The sequence below is a fragment of the Streptomyces liliifuscus genome, assembly GCF_016598615.1.
Classification (GTDB): domain Bacteria; phylum Actinomycetota; class Actinomycetes; order Streptomycetales; family Streptomycetaceae; genus Streptomyces; species Streptomyces liliifuscus.
On the sequence record NZ_CP066831.1, the window covers coordinates 1,496,135 to 1,508,790 of the forward strand.

Here is a 12,656-nt window from a genome sequence, read left to right on the forward strand (position 1 = left end):
CTCGGCGGCATGGGCACCCCGGTCGACGGCTCCGGCCTCACCCGCCTGGATCTCGAAGGGCCGCACGTACTGTGGCTGGTCGTGTCCGGCGCCATGGACCTGTTCGCGGTCGACGCCGCCCAGCAGGGCCACTGGCACCACCTCGGCCGCCTCGAAGCGGGCTCCCTGCTGCTCGGCCCGGTCGCGGGACCCCAGCACACCCTGGTCGGCAGGCCGCTGCGCGCCTGCGTCCTGCGCCGGATCGAGCTGCGCGAGCTGTACCAGCCCCCGCAGACCGAGACCTGGACGTACGACGCCTACGGCAACCCCCAGTACGTCCCCCCGGCCACCAGCCCCCTGGAGTACGCCCTCTCGCTCGGCGTCGGCCGGGGCCTCGCCATCCTCTTCGAGGCGCCCCTCGCGACCGAGCGGGACGCGGTGCTCACGGACGACGACGTGCTGTGGATGCAGGTGCCGCCGGGCAGTGTGCAGTACGGCTCCATGTACGGCGCCGAGGCCGCGGCGGACCTGCTGGTGGACCCCGCGATGTGGCAGGCGATGGTCGACCAGCAGTACCGGTTGCTGGCCACCCTCGACCGCTGGATCGAGCAGTTGGAGCGCACGCACGAGACCCGTACGGCCGCGGGCATCAAGGCGGGCGAGGCGGTCCGCGCGCAGGCCGACCGGACACTCATCGCCTCCATGTCCAAGCGCTCCGGCTCGGGTCCGGGCGCGGCGGACGCCGATGCCACGTACGCCGCCTGCAAGCTCGTCGCACACGCCGCCGGGATCACCCTCGCCGACCCGGCGCAGGGCGGCGCGGAGAGCGACCGGCTCGACCCCGTCGAACAGATCGCGCTCGCCTCCCGGGTCCGGGTGCGTGCCGTACGTCTCGACGGGCGCTGGTGGCGCGACAACATCGGGCCGCTCGTCGGGCACCGGGTCGCGTCCGGCGCCCCGGCCGCGCTGCTGTGGCGGCGCGGCGGATATGTGGCGGTGCATCCGTCGAGCGGTCGTGAGACGCCGGTCGAGAAGGCCAACGCGGCGGAGTTCGAGCAGCGGGCCGTCATGTTCTACCGGCCGCTGCCCGAGCGCCGGCTGAGCCCGCTGCGGCTGCTGCGGTTCAGTCTCCGGGGCACCGGCGGGGACATGCGCAACCTCGCGATCAGCGGTCTGGTGACGGTGGCCCTCGGTGCGCTGGTGCCGATCGCGACCGGCAAGGTGCTCGGCGAGTTCGTGCCGAAGGCCCAGGAGAGCCTGATCGTCCAGTTCTGTCTGGCCATCATGATCGCCAGTGTGGTGTCGGCGGCCTTCATGCTGATGCAGAACCTCACCATGCTGCGGCTGGAGGGCCGTATCGAGGCCACGCTCCAACCGGCGGTGTGGGACAGGCTGTTGCGGCTGCCGACGAAGTTCTTCACCTCCCGCTCCACCGGTGAACTGGCCAGCGCGGCCATGGGAATCAGCGCGATCCGCCGGCTGATGGCGGGCGTCGGCCCGGTGGTGGTCCAGTCGGTGACGGTCGGCGCGATGAATCTCGCGCTGCTCTTCTGGTTCAGCGTCCCGATGGCGCTCGCCGCGATCGGCATGCTCGTCGTCATCGCCGGGGTGTTCCTCGGGCTCGGCCTGTGGCAGGTGCGCTGGCAGCGCCGGCTGGTCGTGCTCAGCAACAAACTCAACAACCAGGCGTTCCAGACCCTGCGCGGTCTGCCCAAGCTGCGGGTCGCGGCGGCGGAGAACTACGCGTACGCGGCCTGGGCGGGCGAGTTCGCGCGCAGCCGTGAGCTCCAGCAGCGCGTGGGCCGGATCAAGAACCTCACGACCGTGCTGGGCGCGGTGTATCTGCCGCTCTGCTCGCTCATCATGTTCATGTTGCTGGCGGGTCCCGCACGCGGTTCGCTGTCGGCGGCGGCCTTCCTGACGTTCAACACCTCGATGACCATGCTGCTGACCTCGGTCACCCAGGTGACGGGTGCCTTTGTGTCGATGGTCTCCGCGCTGCCGATGTTCGAGGAGATCAGGCCGGTCCTCGACGCGACGCCCGAGGTGCGGGTGGCGAGTACGCGCCCCGCCGAGCTGTCGGGCGCCATGGAGGCGAAGAAGCTGTCCTTCCGGTACACCGACGACGGTCCGCTCGTCCTGGACGACGTGTCCTTCGCGATCCGGCCGGGCGAGTTCGTGGCGGTCGTCGGCCCCAGCGGCTGCGGCAAGTCCACCCTGCTGCGACTGCTCATCGGCTTCGACAAGCCGGTCTCGGGCAGTGTCCTGTACGACGGCCAGGACCTGGCGGCCCTCGACCAGTCCGCCGTACGCCGTCAGTGCGGTGTGGTGCTCCAGCACGCGCAGCCGTTCACCGGGTCGATCCTGGACGTCATCTGCGGCACCGAGCCCTACACGCCCGAGGAGGCGATGGCCGCCGCCGAGATGGCCGGTCTCGCCGAGGACATCAAGCGCATGCCGATGGGCCTGCACACGATCGTCTCCGGCAGCGGTGCCGTGTCCGGCGGCCAGCGCCAGCGTCTGATGATCGCCCAGGCGCTGATCCGGCGCCCACGCATCCTGTTCTTCGACGAGGCGACCAGCGCCCTCGACAACGAGACCCAGCGCACGGTCATCGAGAGCACCCGCGCCCTCAACGCCACGCGCGTGGTGATCGCGCACCGCCTGTCCACCGTCATGGACGCGGACCGCGTCATCGTGATGGAGGACGGCAGGGTCGCCCAACAGGGCCCGCCCGCCCAGCTGTTGGCGGACACGGGCGGGCGGCTGCACGAGCTGGTGCGACGGCAGATGCAGTAGCCGGGCGCGGCGGGGGCCGGCGTCAGGTGTCCTGTCCCGGGACCGGTGCTCCGGAGGGGACGCCGGCCTCGACGTACGCCCGGTAGACCTCCTGCCAGGGCGCACCCGCACCCGCGTGCGGGCCACCGAACGAGGCACCCCTGGAGTGCGCGTCGAGGGCGGAGAGGCACCCCTCCCAGCCGGCGCCGTTGCGGGCGGCCGTGTTCTCGGCCTCCAGGACGTTGGTGAGGGTGAAACGGGTGCGCTTCTCGTCCAACTCCTGCAGATCGAAGTGCAGTTCGTCGCCGCCCCAGCTGAAGGAGAGGTGGCGGGGCGCGTCGACCGCGAGGACTCGCCCCGTGGAGTCCTCCATGTTCGGGTCGTCGCCGAACCTGATCGTGCCGCCCTCACGCAGCTCGATCTCGACGCTGGACGGGAACCAGTGGGCCAGCTCCGCGGGCTCGGTGACGAACTCCCAGACGCGGTCGACGGGATGGTCGTAGGTGCGGGTGAAGCGGACGGCGGGGCGGCCGTCGTCCAGGGTGAGGTAGGTGCCGGTGGGTTCCGTGGACATGGTGGCTCAGTCCTTCGAGGAGGGGGCTTCGGTCTCTTCGTCCGACGACTCCCCCGGTGCCGCCGGCGTCGCCGTCTCGTCCAGGCGTCGGCCCAGCGCGTCCAGGCTCGCGCTCCAGAGCTTGCGGTACGGGGCCAGCCACGCGTCGAGCTCCGCGATCGGCGCCGGGTCGAGCGCGTAGACGCGGCGCTGCGCGTCCTGTCGTACGCGCACCAGGCCGGCGTCCCGCAGCACCTTCAGATGCTTGGAGGTGCTCGGCTGGCTCAGACCGCACGCCTCGGCGATCCCACCGACGGGCCGCGGCCGCTCCAGGAGGAGCGCCACGATGGCCCGTCGATGGGGGTCGGCGAGTGCGGCCCACAGGGAGGCGTCGGACATGGCCCCAATATGCCTCCACGGTTATATTCCAGTCAAGGAATGAACAAACGCGAACACCGACAGGCGACCGCGACCTCACCCGAGCCAGCTCTCGGGCACCTCACCGCCCCGCGTCCACATCTGCGTCGCCAGGACCCGTACGGCCGCCGCGAAGCCCGCGGGGCGCGGCAGGAACTCCATATGAATGCCGGGGAACTCCACCCAGGGCACCCCGATCCGGCGGGCGATCTCGATCGACGGTCGCGCGTAGTACGTACCGCGGTCCGCGGAGCCGGCCCCGAGGACGATCGGAAAGGGGGCCACGGAGAGGGCGGCCTCGTCCGGCAGGAAGGCGGCGAAGCCCGGCCACTCCCGGCCGAAGAGGTGGTCCCCGTTGCCGAGGAACCTCTTCCAGAGATCTTCGGGCCACAGGTACGTGCCCTCGCCGCGCACGGTCTGCGCGAAGAGGCGGCCCGCCGCCGGGGCGCCGCCCTGCGCGTAGGCCTCGGCCACCTCGGCGAAGAAGTCGCGTGCGGAGTCGCCGTCGGGCAGGACGTTCACGGCGGGCGGCTCATGCGCGATCAGCCCGGCGACCACCTCCGGGTGACGGGCGGCGAGCGTCAGGCCGATGATCGCGCCGCCGCTGTTGCCGAACACCAGTGCGCGGCCGCCCGCCAGGCCGTCGATGAGCGCGCGGGCGTCGGTGGCCTGCCGGGCCAGATCCATGGGCGAGTCGCCCTGACCCGTGCTGCGGGAGTTGCCCCGCCGGTCGTACGTGATCACGGTGAAGGCGTCCGCCAGCTCGTCGGCGATCCCCGTGAAATACCCGGCGTCACCCCCTGCGCCGCTGATCAGCAGTAGTGCGGGCCCTTCGCCGCGCACCTCGTGGTACAGCTCGGCCCCGTCGACCGCGAACATGCCCTGGCGCATGTGAGCCCTCTCTCAGTAGCGAAACTTTGCCGTTTCGATAAAAGTGGTCTAGCCTCAAGGCGTACGAAACGGTTTCGTTTACGTAGCCGTTCTGCCGAGCGAACCTTCCCTGGAGTGGTGCTCCGATGTCCCAGACTGAGACTCTTTCCGAAGGTGCCCGTAAGGGCACACGCGATACGGCGGGCGCGCCGTCGTCGGCGAAGCGGTGGTGGATCCTCTCGATCATCGCGATCGCGCAGCTGATGGTCGTGCTGGACGCGACCATCGTGAACATCGCCCTGCCGTCGGCGCAGGCCGACCTCGGCTTCTCCGACGGCAACCGCCAGTGGATCGTCACCGCGTACGCGCTGGCCTTCGCCTCACTACTGCTGCTGGGCGGCCGGCTGGCCGACCTCTTCGGGCGAAAGCCCACGTTCCTCATCGGTGTCGCGGGATTCGCCGGGGCCTCCGTGCTCGGCGGCGCGGCGAACAGCTTCGGAATGCTGGTCACCGCGCGCGCCCTCCAGGGTGTCTTCGCCGCACTCCTCGCCCCCGCCGCGCTCTCGCTCCTGAACACGACGTTCACCGACGCCAAGGAGCGCGCCAAGGCGTTCAGCGTGTACGGCGCCATCGCCGGTGCGGGCGGTGCGCTCGGACTGCTGCTCGGTGGTGTGCTGACGGACGCGCTGGACTGGCGCTGGACCCTGTACGTCAACATCATCTTCGCCGTGGTCGCCCTCGTCGGCGGCTGGATGCTGCTGAGCAACCACCGTGACGCCGCGAGCTCCAAGCTGGACCTGCCGGGCGCGCTGCTGGTCTCCTCCGGTCTCTTCGCCGTCGTCTACGGCTTCTCCAACGCCGAGACGCACGACTGGAGTTCGCCCCAGACCTGGGGCTTCCTGATCGCGGGCGGGCTGCTCCTGACGGTGTTCGCCTGGTGGCAGACCCGTGCCGCGCACCCGCTGCTGCCGATGCGCGTCCTGCTCGACCGCAGCCGCGGGGCCTCGTTCCTGGCCGTGCTCGTGACCGGTGCGGGCATGTTCGGAGTCTTCCTCTTCCTCACCTACTACCTGCAGCTGAACCTGGGCTTCAGCCCGACCAAGACCGGTGTGGCCTTCCTGCCGATGATGGCGGCCCTGATGGTCATGGCCCAGGTCTCCACCACGAAGCTGGTTCCGCGCATCGGGCCGAAGGTCGTCATCCCGGCGGGCTTCGCGATCGCCGCGGTCGGAATGGCCTGGCTGACCGGTATCGGCCTCGACTCCAGCTACTCGACCGACGTGCTGCCGCAGCTGCTCCTGATCGGTGTGGGACTCGGCATCGTGATGCCGCCCGCGATGGCCCTGGCCACGAGCGGGATCGCGCCGGAGGACGCCGGTGTCGCCTCCGCGACGGTCAACGCCATGCAGCAGATCGGCGGTTCCATCGGCACCGCCCTGCTCAACACGCTCGCCGCGAGCGCCGCGACCAGCTATCTGTCCGGCAAGGACGCGACGAACAAGCTGGTCCAGGCCCAGTCGACGATCGAGAGCTACACCACCGCCTTCTGGTGGTCCGCGGGCTTCTTCGCGGTGGGCACGGTGATCGCCTTCCTGCTCTACCGCCGTGGGGTTCCCGAGCAGGACGCGGAAGCCGCGCCGGTCGTCCACATGTGACCCTCCGAAAGCCGAGGGGCCGCCGTCTGCAGGGAGACGGCGGCCCCTCTTTCATGCCCGGCCCTTCATGTCGGCGGTTCATGTCGGCGGTTCGCCGTGCCTCATGTCATCGGCTCGGCCTTGCGGGTCCGGGGCAGCAGAGCGATCGCCGCCACGGGGAGCGCGGCGAGCACCAGCCAGGGCACGGCCGGGGGCAGGTCCGTGTCCAGGAGAGAGCCGGTGGCCGCGCTGCCGACCAGGACGATGAGGCCGGAGACCGAGGACAGCGCACCGGTGTAGAGGCCGAGCCTGCCGTCGTCGGCGAGGTCGGGCACCCAGGCGCGGGCCGCGGGCGCGACGAGCATCTGGCCGAGGGTGAGCAGCACGACGTAGCCGGCCGCGGGCAGGAGCCCCACGGTTCCCGTCCACGCGGCTGGCCTGGCCACGGCGACCACCGCGAAACCGGCCGCGATGAGCAGCAGCCCCGCCGCCATGGACCGACGCAGGTCGAGCCGGTCCCCCGCCCAGCGTGTGAGAGGCAGCTGGGCCGTCACCACCAGCAGTGAGGAGAGCGCGAACAGCCAGGCCAGCGGCGCCTGCGAGCCCGCCGCACGCTCCACCTCGACGGGCAGGAGTTGGTACAGCTGGTTGTACGCCAGCAGATAGGCGCCGTACGCGCAGCACAGCGCGAGGAAGCCGCGGTTGCGCACCAGCCGCCGTACCCCACCACGGCTCTGTACGCGGGCCCGGCCGGGAATGTGCTGCGGCAGCAACCGGGCGTGCCCGGCCAGGACGAGTACGAAGACTGCGGCACCCGCGAGACAGACCGCGCGGAAGTCCACGGCCAGCAGCAGCGCGCCGATGAACGGGCCGAGGAACGCGCCCGCCTGGCCCGCCACGGTGAACAGGGCGAGTACGTGGGTGCGCGGGCCCTCTCCCGCCTCCTCCCGGCACACCGCCTGCCGGGCCACCTCCGACTCGACGGCCGGCGAGAACAGCGCGGCGGCGAAGCCGATCAGGAGGACGGCTCCGACGACCGTCCAAGTCGCCTCCGCGAAACCGAGCCAGCCGAATCCGGCGATCCGCAGCACGCAGCCGGCGAGCACCACCGGGCGTACGCCGTACCGGTCGGCCAGCGCCCCGCCCACCACGAACAGCCCCTGCTGGCTGAAGGTCCGCAGCCCCAGCACCAGCCCGACCATCCAGCCCGCCATGCCTATCGCCGTGCCGAGATGCTCCGCGAGGAACGGCAGCACCGCGTAGAACCCGATGTTGAAGGCGAGCTGAGTGAGGATCAGGAGCCGGAGCAACGGCGGAAGCGCGGCGAAGGTCCGCACCGAGGAAAGGATTCTTCGGCGGGGCCGGTCGGTGGGTGCGCTGCTGCCGGGGGCGGCCTTCGGGGGCGACGACTCGGACATCAGGCGTCACGCTCCCGAGCCGGGGCGGCCGGATCGGCCGGGCGATGTGGGGCAGGTGAGCTGGGCGTGGTCGGTGAGTGAGGGGTGGTAGGTGAGTGAGGCTCGGTGGGTGAGTGAGGCTTGGGGGAGGAGCCAAGTGCGGTGGGTGAGTGAGGCGCGGAGGATGAGCCAGGTGCGGTGGGTGAGTGAGGCTCGGTGGGCGAAGGGAGTGCGCCCGGCGAACTGGGCCGACCGGGTGCGCCGGACGCATTGAGCGAGCCGGCCGCACCCACCGAGCCTGCGCGACGCCCGGCACTCGCGGCACCAGCCGCCCCTGCCCGGGCTTCCCGAGCGACGGACTCCGCCGGGCCTGCCGGGCCTGCCGGGCCTGCCGGGCCTGCCGGGCCTGCCGGGCCTGCCGGGCCTGCCGGGCCTGCCGGGCCTGCGGGTGGAGGCTCGTCGGTCGGGGGCGGCAGCGCAACCCCTCCCGGCCTTGCGCCTGCCGGCTCGCCCTGCGTCTCCCGTTCCGCTGCCTGCTCCCCCGACCCCGCCATCGACTCGACCCCACCAGCGCCTCGGTGCCGTACTCGCCGCAACCGCGGCCACCGCACCCCGCCCCCGCCCGTGACGGCCACCGCCCCCAGTAGGGCTAGTGCGGTGGCGGGGGCCAGTACCGACCAGGGGGCCCGTTCGGCGTACGGCTGATTCTCGGCGAGGAGCAGGCCCCAATCCGGGGACGGCGGTTGCGCGCCGAGGCCGAGGAAGCCGAGGGCCGCGAGGGCCAGGGCGACGCCGGGCAGGCGGAGCAGTGCGTGGCGCAGGACCGGAGGCAGGACCGCCGGGAGGAGTTCGTGGCGGAGGAGTTGGAGCGGGCCCGCGCCCAGGCCCCGGGTGGCGGTCAAGTGCGTGGTGGCGCGCTCCTGTTGGAGCAGTGCCGACGTGTGGGCCGCGAGCGGTGCCCAGGCGACGGCGGTCACCGCGAGGGCCGGGGTCGAGGGACCGCTGCCCGCGACGCCCGTGACGAGGAGGGCCGCGAGGACCGGCGGCACGGCGTTGACCGTGTCGACGAGCGGCCCGGAGAACCGTGGCAGCAGCCCCAGCACAACGCCCAGCACAAGCGCGGCCGCGCTCACGGCGACGGCCAGGGCCAGGGTGCTCAGCGCCCCGTGGCCGACCCGGGCCAGCACATCGCGCCCGAGCCCGTCCGTGCCGAACGGGTGTGCCCAGGAAGGGGATTGGAGCCGGGCGGTGGTGTCGAGGCGCAGCGGATCGCGGGCCAGGCCCAGCGCGACGACCGCGAGCAGCAGCCCGCCGTACAGCAGGGGCAGGGTCGTGGGCCGGGGCGGTGTCGGGCGGTGCAGTGAGGAGAGGGCGCCGTCGCGCAGGGCCGGGCCGATCAAGAGGCGTGCGGTGAGCCGGGCCAGGCCTCCGGCGGCCGCCGCCAGCAGGACGAGCGCGAGGGTGCCCGCCTGGAGGACGGGCAGGTCCTGCGCCACTGCGGCCTGCAGGGTCAGCCGTCCGAGGCCGGGGATGTCGAAGACCTGCTCCACGGCGACCGCGCCGCCGGTCAGACCGACGACGAACAGGCCGAAGTTCGGGAGCAGTCCGGGCACGCAGCGGCGCAGTGCCTGCCGGGCGATGCTCCGGCCCGGGACTCCCCGCGCGGCGGCTGCCAGCGCCCACTGCTCGGCGAACGCGCCCGGCAGCAGGTCGTCGAGCATCCGCCCGAGCAGCGCGCCCGCGGGCAGGCCGAGGGAGAGCGCGGGCAGCACCATCCACTGGGGCCCGTACCAGCCGAGCGCGGGCAGCCAGCCGAGCTGCACCCCGACGACGGCGGCGAGCACCGAGGCGGTGAGGAAGTCGGGCAGTGTGGACAGGAGCGCCGATCCGGTGCCCGCCGAGCGCCGGTCGTCGAGCCGCCGTCCCGCACCGAGCCGCAGCGTGCGGGCGCACACCGCCCCCGCCGTGACCACCGCGACGGCCAGCGACGCGCCCATCAGCAGGAGCGAGACCCCCAGCGCCTGGAGCACCGACGGTGTGACCTCCGCACCGGAGATCCACGACCGGCCCGCGTCACCGTGCAGCAGCCCGCCGAACCAGTCACCGAGCAGCTTGGACGGCCCGGCGTCCAGGCCGAGTTGAGCGCGGATCGCGTCAAGTACCTCGGGCGTCGGGGCACGTTCGGCGGACCGTGCCTTGAGCACGGTGAGCGCCGGGTCCGTGCTCGACAGCCAGGGCAGCAGCCCCACACCGCACAGGAGGGCGGCGACGAGGGCGGCACGCCAGAGCAGCACCGGCGCCCCGCCGCGCACGACGGCCTTGAGCACGTACTCCGCCGCCCGTCAGCGCCGCGTGCCGACGCCGAGGAGGCTGCGCTCGTACGGGTCGAGCAGCAGACCACTGACCGCGGCGCCGACGCCGGTGATGATCCGCTGGTGGACCAGCGGCACGACGGCGTCCGTGCCGAGGACCGCCGCTTCGGCGGTCATCGCCGCGTCCTGCCGCTCGGCGGTGCCGCTGACCGTCTCGGCCTGGGCGACGGCCTTGTCGACCTTCTTGTCGCACAGCAGCGCGAGGTTGTAACTGCCCTCGCAGGTGTAGTCGCTGGCGAGGATCGAGACGGGGTCGCCGGTGTCGAGCATGGTGTTGCGGGCGGACACGAACGCGTCGAACTTCCCGGCCAGCGCGTCGCTTTCGAGCCGCGAGTACTCGCGCACCTCCAGCTTCACCTTGAACCCGGCCTTCTCCAGTTGCTGCTTGAGCACCTGGGCGACCTCGGGCAGTTCGGGCCGGTTGTCGTACGTGGCCACGGTGACGGACGTGCCGTCGGGCGCTGCCGCCGCGGCCCTTCCGGTCGGCTTGACGCGCTTGTCGGCCGCCCACGTCAGGGCGGGTCCGTAGATGCCGACGCCGGGGTCGGCGTGCCCTTCGTAGACGCCCCTGGCGAGGCCGGAGGTGTCGATCGCCTCGCGGGCGGCGGCTCGCGCCTTCGGGTCCTTGAAGGCACCCTTCTCGGTGTTGAGCAGCAGGCTCGTGGTGCGGGTGGTGGCCGTCTCGCGGCGGGCCACCTCGTCGAGGGAGGTCGCCTGCGAGACCGGCACTGCCTCGGCCACGTCGACGCCGCCGGTGCGCAGCGCGTTCGTACGGGCCGTGCCGTCGGCTATGAACTTCGCGTCGACGCCGGAGGCCTGGGCGCGGCCGCCCCAGTAGTCGTCGAACCGGTCCAGGGTGGCCGCGGTGGTGCCGGTGACCTTGGTGAGTTCGAACGGGCCGGTGGCGGTGCCGACCGGGCTGACGGCGTCCTTCTCGGCGTACGCCTTGGAGGAGAGGACCACCAGGCCCGGGCTCGACAGGCGCAACGGCAGTGCGGAGTCGGGCTTGGCGGCGGTCACCCGTACGCGTCGGTCGCCCGCGGCCTCGGCGGTGAGCTCGACGCCGGACAGGGCGGCGGTCACGGGCTCGGCGCCCGCGGCGCGGGTGAGGGCCGTGGCGACGGCCTTCGGGGTGACCTCGGTGCCGTCCTGGAAGGCCGCGTCCCGCAGGGTGAACAGCCAGCTGCGGTCGTTCTCACGGCTCCACGACTCGGCGAGCGCGGGGGCGGCGGCGCCGTTGGCGTCGAGGCGGGTCAGGCCCTCGGTCACGCCGAGCCGGCTGAGGAGCGTGGCGTCGGCACCGTACGGGTTGAAGTTCTCGGCGGGCGGGAAGGCCAGCGCGACCTTGAGCCGGGAGCCGTCCGCGCCACCGGACGACTCCTCCCCGCTCTCGGAGGCGAAGCAGCCGGTGAGCAGAGGGGCGAGCAGCAGGCCGGCGACGAACCGGCGACGGCGCGGCAGGGAGCGCATGATCTCTTTCTTCGTGGGGGATTCGCGTGGGGAGATTCGTGGTGAATGGTTTCTTCGCGCGGGGCGAACCGAGCGGGCGGTGCGCGCGCAGCGGGTCCGTCAGGGCAGCGTGTCCGTCAGGGCAGCGGGACTTCGAAGTGCACGATCCCTTGCCCTCCGCCCGGCTCCTCGCGCTCGTCGTGGACCACTTTGCCGAGGGACCGCCAGAACGCCTCGGCGCCGGGTACCGCCGGGTCGGTGTGCAGATAGACGGCGCGGTAGCCGCCGTCCGCCGACGCGAAGTCGAGCAGTTCGCCGACGAGCAGCCGGGCCAGGCCCTGCCGCCGGTGATCGGCGCGCGTGTACACGCGGCGCAGTTGGGCCGTTTCCCCCGAGGGATAGCGCTCGGCGAGGTCGCGCGGGTTGGGCGGGTGCGCCGGGCCCCGGGAGTCGAGCGCGGCGGTCGCGGCCACCGTGCCGTCCCGCTCGTCGACCGCGACCAGCAGGGTGTGCCGGTCGGGTGCGAGATAGAAGGAGTCCAGGTCGATGATGTCGCGGTGCCAGCGCGGTACGTATCCGGTGCCGAAGTCCCGGTAGACGGTGTCCAGCATCACGGACCGCGCGCCGTCGAGGTCGTCGGGGGTCGCCGTTCTTATGCAGTAGTCGCGCACCTGCACATCATATGCATTAAGGCTGGACGGACCCGTCCGGGGTGCGGTCGCCGTTTCCGTCGGTGGTGGCGTCCATCCGCCACCACGAGCCCCTCCACACGACCCAGACATGGCCGTCCGGCCCGTGGTGCACCTTCAATCCGTCGACGACGGCGAGGAGCGGCAGGTTCTTGGCGCCGACCTGGTCGCAGGAGTCCAGCGAGACCTTGACGTCGTCGGTGGCCGCGACCGTGATGCCCGTGGGATCCGCGGTGAGCACGATCCGGCAGGTGTCGGCGGCGCTGCGCGCCAGCAGGCATCTGCTCGCGGAGCGGCCCGCGTCGAGGACCGGGGTGACGAAGGACGGCGGGGCGTCGATCACCCGCGTCACCGCCACGGCGGCCGCATCGGCCGCGAACTCGCCGTCCGCACGGGAGAAATGGGCGGTGAACTCCATCTCCTGCACCGGCTCCATGACCCCGCACTCGGTCAGCAGTGGTGGCCCGCCCGACGAAGTGCGTACCGGCGTTCCCACCGCCAACCCTCCTTGGTCAGAC

9 protein-coding genes and 1 pseudogene are annotated in these 12,656 nt (G+C 72.3%); 2 read left to right on the forward strand and 8 right to left on the reverse strand.

Annotation, left to right across the window (positions count from 1 at the left end; genetic code table 11):
- Positions 1-9: 9 nt before the first annotated feature.
- Positions 10-2,778, forward strand: a complete 2,769-nt coding sequence (locus JEQ17_RS06465; protein ID WP_234048691.1) for an NHLP bacteriocin export ABC transporter permease/ATPase subunit — start codon at positions 10-12, stop codon at positions 2,776-2,778.
- A 22-nt stretch (positions 2,779-2,800) separates the two neighbouring features.
- On the opposite strand, the gene JEQ17_RS06470 is transcribed toward JEQ17_RS06465, so the two are convergent.
- The 3 genes from JEQ17_RS06470 to JEQ17_RS06480 form a co-directional block, all read right to left on the reverse strand.
- Complete coding sequence (locus tag JEQ17_RS06470) at positions 2,801-3,331, reverse strand: SRPBCC family protein (protein ID WP_200394301.1); 531 nt, start codon at positions 3,329-3,331, stop codon at positions 2,801-2,803.
- A gap of 6 nt (positions 3,332-3,337) precedes the next feature.
- Complete coding sequence (locus tag JEQ17_RS06475) at positions 3,338-3,709, reverse strand: ArsR/SmtB family transcription factor (RefSeq protein ID WP_234048104.1); 372 nt, start codon at positions 3,707-3,709, stop codon at positions 3,338-3,340.
- Between the two features lie 75 nt (positions 3,710-3,784).
- Positions 3,785-4,618, reverse strand: a complete 834-nt coding sequence (locus tag JEQ17_RS06480) for an alpha/beta fold hydrolase (protein WP_200394302.1) — start codon at positions 4,616-4,618, stop codon at positions 3,785-3,787.
- A 125-nt stretch (positions 4,619-4,743) separates the two neighbouring features.
- Here JEQ17_RS06480 and JEQ17_RS06485 point away from each other — a divergent pair, with 125 nt between their 5' ends.
- Positions 4,744-6,252: an MFS transporter gene (locus JEQ17_RS06485; RefSeq protein ID WP_200394303.1), complete on the forward strand. Its 1,509-nt coding sequence runs from the start codon at positions 4,744-4,746 to the stop codon at positions 6,250-6,252.
- Between the two features lie 101 nt (positions 6,253-6,353).
- On the opposite strand, the gene JEQ17_RS06490 is transcribed toward JEQ17_RS06485, so the two are convergent.
- From JEQ17_RS06490 to JEQ17_RS06510, 5 genes and pseudogenes are all read right to left on the reverse strand, one after another.
- Positions 6,354-7,649 (reverse strand): MDR family MFS transporter, encoded by a 1,296-nt coding sequence (locus JEQ17_RS06490; RefSeq protein ID WP_200394304.1) that lies wholly within the window; start codon positions 7,647-7,649, stop codon positions 6,354-6,356.
- A gap of 560 nt (positions 7,650-8,209) precedes the next feature.
- A pseudogene (locus tag JEQ17_RS06495) lies at positions 8,210-9,940 on the reverse strand (ABC transporter permease subunit); the annotation flags it as partial.
- A 30-nt stretch (positions 9,941-9,970) separates the two neighbouring features.
- Positions 9,971-11,470 carry an ABC transporter substrate-binding protein gene (locus JEQ17_RS06500; protein WP_200394305.1) on the reverse strand — a complete coding sequence of 500 codons (1,500 nt, stop codon included), beginning with the start codon at positions 11,468-11,470 and terminating at the stop codon, positions 9,971-9,973.
- A gap of 116 nt (positions 11,471-11,586) precedes the next feature.
- Positions 11,587-12,120: a GNAT family N-acetyltransferase gene (locus JEQ17_RS06505; RefSeq protein ID WP_200394306.1), complete on the reverse strand. Its 534-nt coding sequence runs from the start codon at positions 12,118-12,120 to the stop codon at positions 11,587-11,589.
- A gap of 16 nt (positions 12,121-12,136) precedes the next feature.
- Complete coding sequence (locus JEQ17_RS06510) at positions 12,137-12,634, reverse strand: hypothetical protein (RefSeq protein WP_200394307.1); 498 nt, start codon at positions 12,632-12,634, stop codon at positions 12,137-12,139.
- Positions 12,635-12,656: the final 22 nt, after the last annotated feature.